The organism is Allosphingosinicella indica, from assembly GCF_900177405.1.
GTDB lineage: Bacteria > Pseudomonadota > Alphaproteobacteria > Sphingomonadales > Sphingomonadaceae > Allosphingosinicella > Allosphingosinicella indica.
This window is the reverse complement of the sequence record NZ_LT840185.1, coordinates 2,574,363-2,589,645: the sequence shown is the minus strand read 5'-3', so window position 1 is coordinate 2,589,645 and position 15,283 is coordinate 2,574,363. Positions and strand designations below refer to the sequence as shown.

15 protein-coding genes and 1 tRNA gene are annotated in these 15,283 nt (G+C 66.5%); 7 read left to right on the top strand and 9 right to left on the bottom strand.

Annotated elements, in window-relative coordinates; genetic code table 11:
• The first annotated feature begins 24 nt into the window (after positions 1–24).
• Positions 25–960: an ABC transporter ATP-binding protein gene (locus B9N75_RS12805; RefSeq protein ID WP_085219145.1), complete on the top strand. Its 936-nt coding sequence runs from the start codon at positions 25–27 to the stop codon at positions 958–960.
• Positions 960–1,727 carry an ABC transporter permease gene (locus B9N75_RS12800; RefSeq protein ID WP_085219144.1) on the top strand — a complete coding sequence of 256 codons (768 nt, stop codon included), beginning with the start codon at positions 960–962 and terminating at the stop codon, positions 1,725–1,727. Before B9N75_RS12805 ends, B9N75_RS12800 begins: the two co-directional genes overlap by 1 nt.
• 181 nt (positions 1,728–1,908) lie before the next feature.
• On the opposite strand, the gene B9N75_RS12795 is transcribed toward B9N75_RS12800, so the two are convergent.
• From B9N75_RS12795 to cmk, 3 genes are all read right to left on the bottom strand, one after another.
• Positions 1,909–2,187: an integration host factor subunit beta gene (locus B9N75_RS12795; RefSeq protein ID WP_085219143.1), complete on the bottom strand. Its 279-nt coding sequence runs from the start codon at positions 2,185–2,187 to the stop codon at positions 1,909–1,911.
• A 206-nt stretch (positions 2,188–2,393) separates the two neighbouring features.
• The gene (gene rpsA / locus B9N75_RS12790) at positions 2,394–4,097 is read right to left on the bottom strand and encodes a 30S ribosomal protein S1 (RefSeq protein WP_085219142.1); all 1,704 of its coding nucleotides are present in this window, start codon (positions 4,095–4,097) and stop codon (positions 2,394–2,396) included.
• A 191-nt stretch (positions 4,098–4,288) separates the two neighbouring features.
• Entirely contained in the window at positions 4,289–4,933 is a 645-nt protein-coding gene (gene cmk / locus B9N75_RS12785; protein ID WP_085219141.1) for a (d)CMP kinase, read from the bottom strand.
• A gap of 178 nt (positions 4,934–5,111) precedes the next feature.
• On the opposite strand from cmk, the gene B9N75_RS12780 reads away from it, so the two are divergent.
• From B9N75_RS12780 to B9N75_RS12770, 3 genes are all read left to right on the top strand, one after another.
• Positions 5,112–5,435, top strand: a complete 324-nt coding sequence (locus tag B9N75_RS12780; protein ID WP_085219140.1) for a TIGR02300 family protein — start codon at positions 5,112–5,114, stop codon at positions 5,433–5,435.
• An 83-nt stretch (positions 5,436–5,518) separates the two neighbouring features.
• Positions 5,519–5,594 (top strand) — tRNA-Ala (locus B9N75_RS12775).
• Positions 5,595–5,838: 244 nt separating this feature from the next.
• Entirely contained in the window at positions 5,839–6,876 is a 1,038-nt protein-coding gene (locus B9N75_RS12770; RefSeq protein ID WP_085219139.1) for an AI-2E family transporter, read from the top strand.
• On the opposite strand, the gene B9N75_RS12765 is transcribed toward B9N75_RS12770, so the two are convergent.
• Positions 6,863–9,244 carry a YadA-like family protein gene (locus B9N75_RS12765; RefSeq protein ID WP_085219138.1) on the bottom strand — a complete coding sequence of 794 codons (2,382 nt, stop codon included), beginning with the start codon at positions 9,242–9,244 and terminating at the stop codon, positions 6,863–6,865. The genes B9N75_RS12770 and B9N75_RS12765 overlap by 14 nt on opposite strands.
• Positions 9,245–9,476: 232 nt before the next feature.
• Here B9N75_RS12765 and B9N75_RS14130 point away from each other — a divergent pair, with 232 nt between their 5' ends.
• Positions 9,477–9,653 carry a hypothetical protein gene (locus B9N75_RS14130; RefSeq protein ID WP_157123845.1) on the top strand — a complete coding sequence of 59 codons (177 nt, stop codon included), beginning with the start codon at positions 9,477–9,479 and terminating at the stop codon, positions 9,651–9,653.
• Positions 9,654–9,663: 10 nt separating this feature from the next.
• On the opposite strand, the gene B9N75_RS12760 is transcribed toward B9N75_RS14130, so the two are convergent.
• Positions 9,664–10,941: an MFS transporter gene (locus B9N75_RS12760; protein WP_085219137.1), complete on the bottom strand. Its 1,278-nt coding sequence runs from the start codon at positions 10,939–10,941 to the stop codon at positions 9,664–9,666.
• A gap of 21 nt (positions 10,942–10,962) precedes the next feature.
• Positions 10,963–12,537: a leucyl aminopeptidase gene (locus tag B9N75_RS12755; RefSeq protein WP_085219136.1), complete on the bottom strand. Its 1,575-nt coding sequence runs from the start codon at positions 12,535–12,537 to the stop codon at positions 10,963–10,965.
• A 144-nt stretch (positions 12,538–12,681) separates the two neighbouring features.
• Here B9N75_RS12755 and pgsA point away from each other — a divergent pair, with 144 nt between their 5' ends.
• Positions 12,682–13,248 carry a CDP-diacylglycerol--glycerol-3-phosphate 3-phosphatidyltransferase gene (gene pgsA, locus B9N75_RS12750; protein ID WP_085219135.1) on the top strand — a complete coding sequence of 189 codons (567 nt, stop codon included), beginning with the start codon at positions 12,682–12,684 and terminating at the stop codon, positions 13,246–13,248.
• Positions 13,249–13,287: 39 nt separating this feature from the next.
• On the opposite strand, the gene B9N75_RS12745 is transcribed toward pgsA, so the two are convergent.
• The 3 genes from B9N75_RS12745 to B9N75_RS12735 all read right to left on the bottom strand — a co-directional run bounded on the left by B9N75_RS12745 (position 13,288) and on the right by B9N75_RS12735 (position 15,224).
• On the bottom strand, positions 13,288–13,905 hold the full coding sequence (locus B9N75_RS12745; RefSeq protein ID WP_085219134.1) for a fasciclin domain-containing protein: 618 nt from the start codon (positions 13,903–13,905) through the stop codon (positions 13,288–13,290).
• A gap of 48 nt (positions 13,906–13,953) precedes the next feature.
• Positions 13,954–14,874: a hydrogen peroxide-inducible genes activator gene (locus B9N75_RS12740; RefSeq protein ID WP_085219133.1), complete on the bottom strand. Its 921-nt coding sequence runs from the start codon at positions 14,872–14,874 to the stop codon at positions 13,954–13,956.
• An 83-nt stretch (positions 14,875–14,957) separates the two neighbouring features.
• Complete coding sequence (locus tag B9N75_RS12735) at positions 14,958–15,224, bottom strand: hypothetical protein (protein WP_157123844.1); 267 nt, start codon at positions 15,222–15,224, stop codon at positions 14,958–14,960.
• Positions 15,225–15,283 lie beyond the last annotated feature (59 nt).

Genomic DNA, 15,283 nt, shown 5'->3' with positions numbered 1-15,283 from the left:
CGATCCGCACTATCTCCACCGGCGATGCAGCCCGTCCTTTCGATCGCCTCACTCTCGAAGACCTACGCTTCGGGCCTCACCGCGCTGAACGACGTCAGCCTCGACATCCGCAAGGGCGAGATTTTCGCGCTGCTTGGCCCCAACGGCGCGGGCAAGACCACGCTGATCAGCATCGTCTGCGGCATCGTCACGCCAACCGGCGGTACGGTGCTAGTCGACGGGGTCGATGCGGCGCGCGATTTCCGCATGGCGCGGACCCGTATCGGTCTCGTGCCGCAGGAGTTGCACACCGATTCGTTCGAAACGGTCTGGGCGACGGTGACCTTCTCGCGCGGGCTGTTCGGCAAGCCGCCCAGCCCCGCCCATGTCGAGAAGGTGCTGAAGGACCTGTCGCTGTGGGACAAGCGCAAGTCCAAGATCCAGGAGCTGTCCGGCGGCATGAAGCGCCGGGTGATGATCGCCAAGGCGCTGAGCCACGAGCCCGACATCCTGTTCCTCGACGAGCCGACCGCGGGCGTCGATGTCGAGCTCCGCCGCGACATGTGGGCGCTGGTCCATCGCCTCCGCGAAGGCGGCGTCACCATCATCCTCACCACCCATTATATCGAGGAAGCCGAGGAAATGGCCGACCGCGTCGGCGTCATCAGCAAGGGCGAGCTAATCCTGGTCGAAGAAAAGACTGCGCTGATGAAGAAACTCGGCCGCAAGACTCTGACGTTGAACCTCGCTGACGCGATGGAAACGATCCCCGCCGAGCTTGGCGAATGGGCGTTGACGCTGAAGGCCGATGGCAACGAGCTGGAATATGAGTTCGATGCCAATGCCGAGCGCACCGGCGTGCCCTCGCTGCTCAAGCGGATGAGTGACATCGGCGTCGGCTTCAAGGATCTCAACACGCGGCAAAGCTCGCTCGAGGAGATTTTCGTGAACCTGGTCCACAAGGGCAGGGGGGAAGGCTGATGGCATTCAACCGCCACGGCGTCCTCGCCATCTATCGCTTCGAAGTGGCGCGCTTCGGCCGTACCATCCTCACCAGCCTGCTCGTGCCGGTGATCACTACCTCGCTCTATTTCATCGTCTTCGGATCGGCGATCGGTTCGCGGATGACGGAAATCGGCGGCATTCCCTATGGCGCGTTCATCGTGCCGGGTCTCATCATGCTGTCGATGTTCACCGAGAGCATCTTCAACGCCAGCTTCGGCATCTACATGCCCAAATGGTCGGGGACGATCTACGAGCTGCTCTCGGCGCCGGTATCGGCGTTCGAGACGGTGCTGGCCTATGTCGGCGCGGCCGCGACGAAGTCGATGCTGATCGGTCTCGTCATCTTCGCAACCGCGCACCTCTTCGTCGACGTGCAGGTGGCGCATCCGCTGCTGATGATCGGCTTCATGGCGCTGATCGCCATCACCTTCTGCCTGTTCGGCTTCATCCTCGGCATCTGGGCGCAAAGCTTTGAGCAGTTGCAGGTGATCCCGCTGCTCGTGGTGATGCCGATGACGTTCCTGGGCGGTGCCTTTTATTCGATCGACATGCTGCCGGCCGCGTGGCGCACGGTCACGTTGTTCAACCCGATCGTCTATCTGATCAGCGGCTTCCGCTGGACCTTCTTCGGCAAGGGCGATGTCGGCATTGGTGTCAGCATGATCGCGATGGTCGGCTTCCTGACGGTCTGCCTGACGGTGATCGCCTGGATGTTCAAGACGGGCTACCGGCTTAAGAGCTGAGGAGCTGCCTGCCAGCCATAAGTCTTGTCGTCATGCCGGACTTGATCCGGCACCCACCTTCTTTCGACGAAGCGGGGTGCGGGAGAAGATGGACCCCGGATCAAGTCCGGGGTGACGGATAGGTGATGCAACGCGCCGGATTGCCGCGGCGCTGCGCGCCTCGCAATGACGAAAGCAGGCCTCAGACGTTGAGGCGCTCGCGCATTTCCTTGCCGGGCTTGAAATAGGGGACGCGCTTGGCGGCGACGTCCACCGCCTCGCCGGTGCGCGGGTTGCGGCCCTTGCGTGCATCACGCTCGCGCGTCGAGAAGGCGCCGAAGCCGCGAAGCTCTACGCGGCCGCCGTTTTGAAGCTGTGCGGTGATGGCGTCGAAAACCGCCGTTACCACGCGCTCGATCTCCTTGGTGGTGAGATCGGGATGGTCGGCACTGAGCTTCTGGACGAGTTCGGAGCGGATCACGGTCTGCTTTCCCCAAGTTCACCGGGCCCTACGAATCGCGTGTGTTGCGCGACGGGCTAACTCAGATCAATCGCATCCGAATCGGGGAAAGGCAACGGATATCCGCCAAAAACCGCCCGGATTGCGGACGCTACGGTAACCGGACCCGTTGGTATTGAGAGGGAAAGAGAAACGGGGCGCGCCGTTTCCGGCGCGCCCCGAAGGCATCAATTGTTACGCTGCTTGAGCGCCTCGCCGAGGATGTCGCCGAGCGATGCACCCGAATCGGACGAGCCATACTGCGCCACGGCCTGCTTCTCTTCGGCGAGCTGCATCGCCTTGATCGAGAAGGTCGGCTTCTTGGAACGGTCGAAGCCCGACACCATCGCGTCGAACTTCTGGCCGACCTGGAAGCGCTCCGGACGCTGCTCGTCGCGGTCGCGGCCGAGATCGGTGCGGCGGATGAAGCCCGTCGCGCCATCGTCGCCGACCTGCACTTCGAGCCCGCCGTCGCGCACTTCGAGAACGGTGACGGTGACGACCTCGTTCTTGTTGACGCCGGCACTGGAGCCGCCGCCCGTCGCGACGCCGCCGCGCTCGAGCTGCTTCATGCCGAGGCTGATGCGCTCCTTCTCGATATCCACGTCGAGCACGACCGCCTTAACGGTCTCGCCCTTGTGATGCAGCGCCAGGGCTTCCTCGCCCGACACGCCCCAGGCGATGTCTGACATGTGGACCATGCCGTCGACGTCGCCCTCGAGGCCGACGAACAGGCCGAACTCGGTGGCGTTCTTGACTTCGCCCTCGACTTCGCTGCCCACCGGATGCTTCTCGGCGAACGCGGTCCACGGGTTCGACTGCGCCTGCTTGAGGCCCAGCGAGATGCGGCGCTTCTCTTCGTCTACCTCGAGGATCGCGACATCGACCTCCTGGCTGGTCGAGACGATCTTGCCCGGATGGACGTTCTTCTTGGTCCAGCTCATCTCGGAGACGTGGACGAGACCCTCGATCCCCGGCTCCAGCTCCACGAAGGCGCCATATTCGGTGATGTTGGTGACGCGGCCCTGGAACACGCCGTCGATCGGGTATTTCGCGCTCGCGCCTTCCCACGGATCGGCTTCGAGCTGCTTCATGCCGAGGCTGATGCGTTGCGTCTCGCGGTTGATGCGGATGATCTGCACCTTCACCGTGTCGCCGATGTTGATCACCTCGGAGGGGTGGTTGACGCGCTTGTAGCTGATGTCGGTGACGTGGAGCAGACCGTCGATGCCGCCCAGGTCCACGAACGCACCGTAATCGGTGATGTTCTTGACGACGCCGTCAACCACCTGGCCTTCGGTCAGGCTCTGGATCAGGCCCGAACGCTGCTCGGCGCGGGTCTCTTCCAGGATGGCGCGGCGCGACACGACGATGTTGCCGCGGCGGCGATCCATCTTGAGGATCTGGAAGGGCTGGGGGATATCCATCAGCGGCGCGACGTCGCGCACCGGCCGGATGTCGACCTGGCTGCCCGGAAGGAAGGCCACGGCGCCGCCGAGATCGACGGTGAAGCCGCCCTTCACGCGGCCGAAGATCACGCCTTCGACGCGGGCGGTGTCGGTGAATTCCTGCTCGAGACGGTCCCAGGCGGCTTCGCGGCGCGCACGGTCGCGCGACAGCATCGCTTCGCCCTGGTGGTTCTCGACGCGGTCGACATAGACTTCGACCTCGTCGCCGACGTTGAGCTCGGCCTTCTGGCCGGGGGCGGCGAATTCGCGCAGCGCGACGCGCCCTTCCGACTTCAGGCCGACGTCGATGACGGCCATGTCGTTCTCGATCGCGGTGACGGTGCCCTTGACGACGCGGCCTTCGAAGCCTTCGCTCTCGCCGCCCAGGGATTCATTGAGAAGCGCGGCGAAATCGTCGCGCGTGGGGTTTGCCGAAGTGGCCATAGAAATGAGAGTCCTTCTTGGTTCTTTGCCGGCCGCGGGTTGTCTCCCACGGTCTTTTGACCCGACTGCCGCGGCGGCCCCATGCCGTGCGCGGCGCCCGACGAAAAGCGCGCATCGCGGAAGGCTCGCCTGAAAGGGTGCTGCAAAAAGCAAAAAGGCGCGTGGAGGGAGCCGGCCGTTCCGCCGGTCCTCTACGCGCTCCGCTTGAGCCGAGCTTCCACGAGCGCGATCGCCCGCCGGACGGCGGCGTCTATAGTCATTTCACTGGTATCCAGCAAGTCGGCATCCTCGGCCTGGACGAGGGGCGCGGCGGCGCGGCCGGAATCGCGCTCGTCGCGGGCGCGGATGTCGATCAGCACGTCCTCGTAATGGGCCGCCAAGCCGAGGCCTGTGAGCTCCGCATGCCGCCGCTCCGCGCGGATTTCGGGCGAGGCGGTGACGAACAGCTTGGCGTCCGCATCGGGCGCGATCACCGTGCCGATGTCGCGCCCGTCGAGGACGGCGCCGCCGGGCTGCCCGGCGAAGTCGCGCTGGCGCTGGACCAAAGCTTCGCGGACGGCGGGATAGACCGAAACGCGCGAGGCGACGCCGCCGGTCATCTCGCTGCGGAGCTCGGGATCGTCGAAGTCGATCTGGCTGAAGTCGCATGCGCGTACTGCAGCGAACTCGCTGTCCGGATCGCCGCCCCAGCGCAGCAGGTTGAGCGCCACCGCGCGATAGAGAAGGCCGGTGTCGAGATGCGGCAGGCCGAAGTGGCGGGCGAGGGCCTTCGCGACCGTCCCCTTGCCGCTCGCGGCGGGTCCGTCGACTGCGATGATGGGGGCGGAGGATGTCATCGGCCCAGCCCTACAGACCGGCGCGGCGGGATGCCAGAGCCGCTTGGGCAGCGCCCGGCCAAACGCCCGGCTTGGCTTTTGACAGCCGCCCCCCCATGTGGCAATGCGCGCCCCGCATACGGCGGGGCTGCGACGCGGCCCGGCCGTCTCTCCAATCATTCGAAAGGCTTTTCCACCCATGGTGAAGGCGGAATGGGGCACCAAGCGCACTTGCCCCAAGTGCGGCACCCGCTTCTACGATCTCGGCAAGGAAGATCCCGTGACGTGCATCGAATGCGGCGTCTCGTGGGAGCCGGAGGCGGTGCTCAAGTCCAAGCAACCGCTGCCGTTCGACGCCCCCAAGCCCGAGCAGGAGAAGGACGCGAAGCCGGATTCGGACCTCGCCGAGGACGATCTGGACATCGATGAGGACGCCGAAGAAAATCCGGACGACGAGGTCGATCTGGGCGGCGACGATGATATCGGTGTCGCCAAATCGGGCGACGAGGACGAAGAAAGCTGATTGCCAGCCGCCGCCGCTTCGCATAAAGGCGGCGGCGCCCAGGACGCGGGTGGCCTTGAGGGCCGTTCGCGCCACCCGGATCGGGGGCCGTAGCTCAGCTGGGAGAGCGTCGCAATGGCATTGCGAAGGTCAGGGGTTCGATCCCCCTCGGCTCCACCATCCCCTTAAAAACTAAAAGGATCCTCGCCCCCTGGCGGGAGAGGAGCGAGCCTTGGGTGGTCCCGCGAGGGAGCGCCCTAGTGGCAGCGGTGAGGATGGGTGGCGACGCCGCATGCTCGCTGCGGCTCGCATCCTCACCCCGGCCCTCCCCCGCAGGCGGGAGAGGGGGCGATCGTGCGGGTGATGCTGCTTTTCCAATCGCCTCAGCGTCTCTATTCTGCCCACACACAAAGAGGGGCATCGCATGACCGGATCCGATACGGCGCGTTTCGCGGGGCGGGTGCTGATCGTCATCGCGCTCGCGGCATCCGCCTGGCTGCTGTGGCAGCTCCGCGACGTGCTGTTGCTCGTCTTCGCCGGCGTGCTCTTTTCGATCGTACTCAGCGCCGCGACCGGCGGCATCCAGCGCATCGCGCCGATGCCGCGCTGGCTGGCGCTCACCATCGCTTCGATCCTGATCCTCGCGCTGCTCGGCGGCGCGGTCTGGCTGTTCGGCCAGGAGGTGACGCGGCAGCTCGGCGAACTACTCGCGCGACTGCCCGATGCGTGGATTGCACTGCAGCGCGAGATCGGCGCCGCGGGAATTGAGGACGAGTTCCGCGAGCAGATGGGCCGCGCCATGCCGGACAGCGGCACCGTGCTCAACGCCATCCGCTTCGTGCTCGGCGGGTTCGGCAGCGTCCTCTCGGGTGTCGCGCTGGCGCTGCTCGGCGGCGTCTATCTCGCCGCGCAGCCGCATATCTATCGCCGCGGTACCCTGTTGATGACGCCGAAGCCACGCGCCGCGCAAGCGGAGCGCGCGATCGACGCGACGGGCGTGTCGCTCCGTGCCTGGCTGCTCGGCCAGCTCATCTCGATGAGCATCACCGGCATCGCCATCGCGGTCGGTCTCATCTGGATCGGCGTGCCGTCGCCGCTCGCGCTCGGCCTCATCGCCGGGCTGATGGGCTTCGTGCCGATGATCGGTCCGCTGCTCGGCGCGCTGCCGGGCGTGCTGGTCGCGCTGACGCTTGGCACCGATACGCTGCTGCTGACGATCCTGCTCTACTTCGTCGTCCAGCAGCTCGCTGGATCGGTGATCGAGCCGCTCATCATGCAGCATACCGTCAAGCTGCCGCCTGCGATGACGCTCTTCGCGTTGTTCGCGATCGGCGCGATCTTCGGGCCGGTGGGCGTGCTGCTCGGTGGCCCGCTTGCCGTCGTCTTCTATGTCCTGACGCGCGAGCTCTACGTGCGCGACGCGCTCGGCCACGAAATCGACAACGCACCTAGCGGAAGCTGAAGCCCACCCCGGCATTGGCACCGCCGCGGCCGCGCGTGTCGTAGGTCACGCCCACCTTCACCACCGTTTTCGCGTCGTTGAGCGCTGCAGAGGCGCCGAGCGCGAAGGCGGACTGGCCCTGGAAGGTGCCGAAGCCCATCGCGATCATCCCGCCGCCCGGATCGAACGCCTGCGGCAGCGCCGCCGCGGCGAGCGCGCCCGCAGTCCCGCCGTTGGCGTCGCGGCGCAGCCCGACCATATCGCGGCCGAGGTTCTCGAGCCGCAGATCGGTATAGGCATTGGCGTCGGCTACGGCCTGCGCGAGCCCCGCGTTGAGCTGGCCCACGTTCACCGCATCGGTGGTCGCGACGCCGGCGGCGACATTTTGCAGGACTACCGGAGTGCCGCCGCCGGCGAAGGTCACCGAGCCGCGGCCCGGATCATATTGAACGGAATTGCTGCCGAGCGCCAAGGCGTCCTCCGCCGTGGCGAGCGCGACCGAGACGGCCTGATTGGTCGAGAAGAGCTGGCCGCCGTTGACCGCCTCGGTCGATCCCGCAGCGACCGTGCCGGCGGCGACATTGGCCACCGTCACCGACGCATCGGCATCGCCACCGGCCAGCGTGACGCGATTCGTGCGGTTGCCCGACGCGTCATAATCGTAGCGCACGCTTTGCCCGGCGGCCGCCGCTGCATCCGCAGCCTGCTGTGACACGGCATGAAGCTGCCCGCCGTTGACCGCGTCGGTGGATCCAGCCGCGACCACGCCATCGCGGACGTTGTGGAGCCCGACCGGCCCGCCGCTTGCGCCGGCGAGCGTCACGTCGTCGGTGACCTGGCCACCATTGGGCGTCGTCGGGCTCGCTGCGTCCGAATAGCGGACGGGGGAGGGGCCGGCGTTGCCCATGTTGTTGGTGATGTTGGTGATCGCGATGCGGTTGTTCTCGACCTCGATCGAAAGTGCGTCGAGATCGACGCTCAGCCGCGCCACCTCTTGGTTGGTGGCATGGAGCTGGCCGCCGTTGACCGCATCGGTCGATCCGGTCGCGAGCGTCCCGGCGCGCACGTTATGGAGTCCCACCGCCCCGCCGCTGGCACCAGCAAGCGTCACTTCGTCGGTGACGGTGCCCGCATTCGGGACGGTGGGCGTCGCCGGGTCCGAATAGCGCGCCGGCGACGGGGGAGCGTTGCCGCCGCCGCCAATCGTCAGCGACAGATTGGCGATGGCGGTCGTATTGTTGGTCACCTGCGTCGAGAGATCGACGATGTCACCCTCGACGTTGACGATGCGGTCGCCCTGGTTGGTAACGACATTGGTGAGGTTGGTGACATCGCCCTGGATCGTCGTGATGCGATCGCCTTGATCGTTCACGATAGTGGTGAGGTTGGTCACATCGCCCTGAACGTTGGTGATGGCGGTGGTGTTGATTGCAATCGCCGTCGTATTGGCGCCGACCTGTTGGTTGGTGGCGAAGAGCTGTGAACCATTGACCGCATCACTCGAGGAAGCGGAAAGGGAGCCCGCGGCGACGTTGGTTACGATGGTGCCGCCGACTCCGGCGAGCGTAACGCGCCCGCGCGTAGCATCGTCATAGGTCACCGCCTCATCGCCGAGCGCGCCGACCATGGCCGCTACGCCGCGAAGCTGGGCGACATTGACCGCATCGCTGTCTGCTGATCCGGCGGCGACGTTGGTGATCTGGCGTTCCGCGCCGACGGCGCCAACCGAGAATTCGCCTGCCGAATCCTGCGCGGCCGCCAGCCCGAACGCGGTATAGCCGAGCTGCGCTCCGCGCCCGGCTTCGGAGCCGGCGCCGATCGCGACGCTGTTCGCCGCGGTTACCGAGGCGCCCTGGCCCAGCGCGATCGCGGCGACGGCACCCGCTTCGGCGCGAGCGCCGTTACCGAAGGCGATCGCGTCGATGTCGGCCGCGAACGCGGCTGCGCCGTTGGCGCCGAGCCCGGAAATGCGGTTGCCGCCGATCGCGATGCCCGCGGGATCGGCGAGCGACAGCGAGTCCGCTTCGAGATCGCAGCGATCATTCGGCCCCACAATATTGCCGTTCCGGTCGAGCACGCTGAGCGTGATTGGCGCGCCGGTGGCGGCATCGTTGAGCAGCCCGGTCGCGTTCAGATTGAGCGGGGGCAGCACCTGCCCGACGATCGGGATCACCGCAACGACGTTGAGAATGGAGTTGATCCGATTCTCAAGCGGCGATGCGATGCCGGTAACGACCGGGCGCATGATGTCGGTGACGACCGATCGCGGCAGGCTGACCCCCGAGCAGGCGCCGACCAGCGACGTCTGCGCGCCGGCTGGGCTCGTCGCAATCGTCGCGGGCAGAACCACGGCAGTGGCGAGAAGGGTGAAGCGGAATGCGGAACGCATGGCAGAGCCTCCGAATATTCCGGCCGGTCAGCGTTCGAGGCTGTTTGGCCGCACGTTCGGAAGATCGATCAAAGCGGTAAATCATAACTTACTGACAATCTTGAAGAATAATCCGCTTTGCATACCGAAACGCGCCGAAATGGCGGGGGCGGTTCGTCCCGCCCCGGCACAGGCCGTGAAACCCGGCGATGGGCCGTTGCAAACATGGTGAAGGCGCCGTTAACTTTCGGCCATGAATCGCCTGTCTCCGCTCATCACTCGCAAGACCGGCCGCTTCGCGCCGGCGCTGGCGATGGGTCTGTCGATGCCGCCTGCGTTGGAGTTCGCGCCGGAATGGCAGGAGGACGCGCAGCAATTCCTCACCGCCTGGATCGGCGGCATGGTGTTCTTCCTGACCTTCTTGAGCTGAGCCCGCGCGCTCAGTCGCAGGCGCGGTGCAGCTTCTGCGCGAGCCAGGCGGCGCCGAGACTCGCCACCGCCACCATCAGCAGCGTCTCGGCGACAGAGACTCCCATCTGCACCAGCGCGAACAGCAGCACCGCGGCGATCACCATCGCGCCCGAGTTGACGATATTGTTCGCCGCCACCGTGCGCGCCGTTTCCGACTTGGAGACCGTGGTGGTGAGGAAGGCGTAGAGTGGCACGACGAACATGCCGCCCGCCACCGCCATGCCGAACAGATCGAACATCACCCAATCCGCCTGCGGGATGCGGATGAACTGGGTGAGGTTCATCAACTGCTCGCCCGGCAGGATGTCCGGCCAGTGGATGACGTTCCAGTAGAGATGGACGATGAACAGCCCCATCACGATCGCCGAGACAGGTGAGTATTTTGCCAGCACCCGTCCGGCCAGCAGCCGATTGATGAGCACCGAGCCGATGCCGACGCCGACCGAGAAGATCGCGAGGAAGGCGGTCGCGACATGCTCGTCCGCCTGCAGCACGTTCTTGACCAGCGGCGGGAATTGCGCGGCCAGCACCGCGCCCATCGCCCAGAAGAAGCTGATCGATAGGATCGCGAGGAAAAGCCGCGGGATGTGCAGCGTCGCTGAGACGAGGGTGAAGGAGGCGCGGACGATGTGCCAGTCCATCCGGGGGCAGGGGGCGTCCGCCTCGGGCGGTGCAGGCGGGACCTTGCCGCCGACCAGCCGTCCTATCGCGGCGGTTGCTAGTACCGCACCCGCCGCGACCTGCGCTGGGATGAGACCGCCGACGATAGTGCCGAGCAGGATCGCGATATAGGTGCCCGCCTCGACGAGGCCGGTGCCGCCCAGCACCTCGTCCTTCTCCAGATGCTGCGGCAGGATCGCATATTTGATCGGGCCGAAGAAGGTGGAGTGGACGCCCATCGCGAACAGCGCGACCAGCATCAGCGGGATGTTGCTGAGCAGCAGCCCCGCCGCGCCGAACACCATGATCGCGATCTCCGCCGTCTTCACGATGCGGATGATGCGCGCCTTGTCGTTACTGTCGGCAAGCTGCCCCGCCAGCGCCGAGAAAGCGAAGAAGGGCAGGATGAAGACGCCGCCCGCGATGGCGTTGAACGAGGCTTCCTGCGTCGGGTCCGAATAGATGTGATAGGTGACCAGGATCACCATCGCCGTCTTGAACAGATTGTCGTTGAAGGCGCCCAGGAACTGGGTGGCAAACAGCGGCAGGAACCGCCGTTTGCCGAGCAATGCGAGCGATGGGGTCATGGCGCTGGCGCCGCGTGCCGATCAGTTGGCGGCGCTGGACGCGGCCGGCGCGACGCCCGCCACGGGCCGGAAGTCGCGCACGAAGCGATCGAGGAGACGAACGCCATAGCCCGCCGCGCCCTTGGGCACGGTCGGCAAGGCATCGGTCCGCCAGCTCACCGCGGCGATGTCGAGATGCGCCCAGGGCGTCCCGCCGTCGACGAAATAGCCGATGAAATGCGCGCCGAGGCTCGCGCCCGGCGATCCGCCCTCGGCCGAATTCTTGATGTCCGCGATGTCCGACTTCATCGATTTCGCGTGATTGGCGTGGAGCGGGAGGCGCCACAGTATCTCGCCCGTCGCCTCGCCCGCCGCGCTGAGCTGCTGCGCAAGCGGATCGCTGTTCGCGAACAATCCCGCATAGTCGCTGCCGAGTGCACCGCCGACTGCTCCGGTCAGCGTCGCGATGTCGACGATCGCGGCTGGCTTGAAGCGCCGCTCGCCGTAGGACACTGCGTCGGCGAGAACGAGGCGCCCTTCGGCATCGGTGTTGATGATCTCGATCGTCTTGCCGTTGTGCGCCTTGACGACGTCGCCAGGCCGGGTCGCGCCGCCATCGGGCATGTTCTCCGCCAGCGCGGCGATCGCGACGACGTTGACCGGCGCTCGCGACTTGGCTAGCGACAGCGCGGTCCCGACCACGGCGGCGGCGCCTGCCATGTCGCCCTTCATCCGCCACATGCCGGTGCCCGGTTTCAGCGAGGTGCCGCCGGAATCGAAGGTGATGCCCTTGCCCGCCAGCACCACGGGCGCGCCCGAGCCGCCCTTGTAATGGACGATCAGCATCCGAGGCGGGCGCTTGGAGCCTTGGCCGACCGACAGGATCGACCCCATGCCAAGCTCGCGCATCCGCGTCTCGTCGAGTGCCTCGATGGTGACGTTGCCGACGCCGCGGAAGGCAGCGCGGGTGCGAGTCACGAACTCCTCTGGCCAGACTTCGTTCGAAGGCTCGGTGATGAGGTTGCGCGCGAGCAGCACGCCCTCGGTGAGCGCCGCCGGTTGCGCCGCATAGCCGTCACCGCCGGCACCGCCGACGATCGTCAACGGCGCATCGCGGCCAGCGGCGCGCGGCTTGGCGGCATCGCGATACTTGTAGCGGTCGAAGGTGTAGCCCCCCAGCTCGGCCCCGATGCCGATCTGCGCGCCGGCGTCGGGGACGTTCGCGGCAAGGCCATTGGCCAGCAGCGTCACCGGCCCGTCGGTCTTGGCCGTCTCGGTGGCGGCGGTGCCGCCGATATCCTGAAGTTTCGCCGCCGTCAGCGGAGCGCTGCCCGTGCCGATCACCACGATCTGCGACCATCCGCCGATACCGCGCAGCGAGAGCGTGCTGCCCTCCTTGTAATCGAATTCCGCCGAAGCGAGCGCGCGGCCGATCGCATCGCGCGTGCCGCTATCCAGCGACCCGCCCCGCGAAGCCAGCTCCTCCGCATTGCCGAGCGGCAGCACCAGCGCGCCGGAGGCCTGCGGCGCCGCATTCGCGAAGCTCACCGGGCGGGCGGCGACGGCGGGCGTGAGGGCGGTGGCGGCAGCAAGGAGGGCGGCGGCGATACGGCGCATAGGGGGACGGGGCCTCGTGGCTGGGAATGGGAGCGCCTTCATAGGCGGGCGGCACGCACAGGCACAAGGGCCGCGCACCGCGAAGCGCGTCCGTATGCCAGCGATGGTTGGCGCATCCGCGCGGACGCGCTAACCACGGCGGCGATGCTGACCCTTCCCAATCTCCTGACGCTCTCGCGCATCTTCGCGGTGCCGTTGCTCGTCATGCTGCTCTGGCGGCCGAACTGGTTCGATTACGCCATCACCTTCGGCCTCTACTGCCTAGTCGGAATTACCGATTATTTCGACGGCTATCTCGCCCGCGCTAAAGGCACGGTGTCGCGGCTCGGCGTCTTCCTCGATCCGATCGCCGACAAGATCATGGTCGGCGCCGTCATCATCATGCTCGTCTCGACCCGTAGCGCGGTCAACGATCCGCTCATCCACGGCCTCCACATCATCCCCGCGATGGTGATCCTGCTGCGCGAGATCATCGTCTCGGGCCTGCGCGAATTTCTCGCGAGCCTGCAGGTATCGGTGCCGGTCAGCAAGCTCGCCAAGTGGAAGACGACGCTGCAGCTCGTCGCGCTTGGCGCGCTCATTCTCGCCGGTGCAGTGCCGCAATGGTCGTGGGTGGGGGGCGTCGGCCTCGCCAGCCTCTGGGCGGCCGCGGCGCTGACCTTGGTGACCGGCTGGGATTATCTCCGCGTCGGCCTCAAGCACATGGATTGATCCTCCTCCGCCGCAAGCGGCGAAGGAGGATTCAGGCAATCAATTAGCCGGAAGAAGAACGCCGTTAACGACGTGGATCACGCCGTTCGACTGCATCACGTCCGCCTGTGTTACGTAGCTCTTGTTGCCGTTCGCGTCGGTCAGGATGAGATTCTGCCCTTCCATCTGCGCGCGGATCTGGCCGCCTTGCACGCTGGTGTAGGTTGCGGTGCCGCTACCGGCCCGTATGTCGGCCATGATCTGCTCCGCGGTCTTCGTGCCGGGCACGACATGATAGGTCAGCACCTTCGTGAGCGCCGCCTTGTTTGCCGGCTGCATCAGCGTATCGACCGTGCCGGGCGGCAAGCGGCCAAAGGCGTTGTTGGTCGGCGCGAATACGGTGAACGGCCCCGGCCCCGACAGCGTATCCACCAGGCCCGCTGCCTTGACCGCGGCGACGAGCGTCGTGTGATCCTTCGAGTTCATCGCATTTTCGACGATGGTCTTGTTCGGATACATGGGCGCCCCGCCGACGGTGGGCACGTTTGCCGAACTCATGTTGCTCGACGCGGCGGTCGATGCCGGGCGGCTCATGCTGCCGTCCTCGCCCATCGAAGTGCAGGCTGCCGTCGCGAGCAGCGTCGCGTAGCCTGTTGCAATCATAAAAGTGCGATTCATGGCGTCTCTCCTTGTCCGTTCAGCTACGGGGGAGAGCGCGCATCGGTTTCAGGCAGCGCGGGCCTGCCGGTCGCCATGCGCAACTCGCAGCGCATCGGCAAGCAGGCGAAACTCCTTCTCGCGCGGCGATCCTCTGCGCCACACCAACGCGATGCGCCGGGCGGCATGATCGGCCTGCAGCGGCCGCGCAAGCACGTCGGTTCCGCTGAGGATCCCCGCCGACAGGGCCATCTCTGGCACCAGCGTGACGCCCAGCCCGTTGTCGACCATCTGCACCAGCGTGTGCAGCGAGGTGCCGAGCATCGTCGCTTCGGCCCTGAGTTCTGGCCGGTTGCAAGCCGCCAGCGCATGATCCTTCAGGCAATGGCCGTCCTCGAGCAGCAGCAGTTTGTCCTCGTCGATCGCGGCAGGCGTGATGCGGGCAGGGGGCTCGTCCGGCCCGGCGGGGAAGGCGAGAAACAGCCGGTCCTCGAACAGCTCGGCCGCCTCAACGTCGCCGCAGGCATAAGGGAGGGCGAGCAGCACGCAATCGACCTGCCCGCGATGGAGCGAATCGCACGCGGCGTGGCTGGTCTCTTCCCGGAGAAAGAGCTTCAGCTCGGGCCATTCGCGCCGCAGTCCCGGCAGCAGCGCGGGCAGCAGGAACGGCGCGATCGTCGGGATGACGCCCATGCGCAGATCGCCGGCGAGCGGACTGCCGGCGGCGCGCGCCATGTCGGCCAGTTCCTCCGCCTCGCGCAAGATCCGCCGCGCTTTCTCCGCAATCCGATCGCCGAGCGGCGTGAAACGCACCACCCGGCGGGTCCGCTCGACCAGCGTGACGTCGATCAGCGATTCCAGATCACGCAGCCCCGCCGACAGCGTTGACTGGCTGACGAAGCATGCCTCCGCCGCCCGGCCGAAATGGACGTGGTCCTTCAGCGCCACCAGATATTGGAGCTGCTTGAGCGTCGGGAGATAGATCGTCATCGGTTCGCTCGATCAATCGGGCAGGATTGATCGATTTGCAACCCGCTCGCGGTGCTGCGGGTGACGGCGTGGTACGCGACCGCTCAGTAGGCGCGCTGCTGCTGCACCTTGTCGATGTTGCGGCGCGTTTCCTGCGTCATCTCGTCGCGCATCTGCCATTCGGTGGCAGTGGCGCAGACGCGCGTCGGCCCGATGCGCGTGCCGGAAGGCGGCTGCTGCTTGCGACAGATGAGCTTGTCGCCGTCGGCGCTCGCGCTCGCTTTCTCGGCGGCGGGAGTCTGCGTCGCGGGGGCGGCGGCATGAAATGCGAAAGCAGCCGCGGCGGCCATTGCGATCCTGAGGGCGGACATCGTCCTATCCTTTCTGCTAGGCTGGGCGCAGTCTATCACACCCGCGCCCCGGCGCTAAG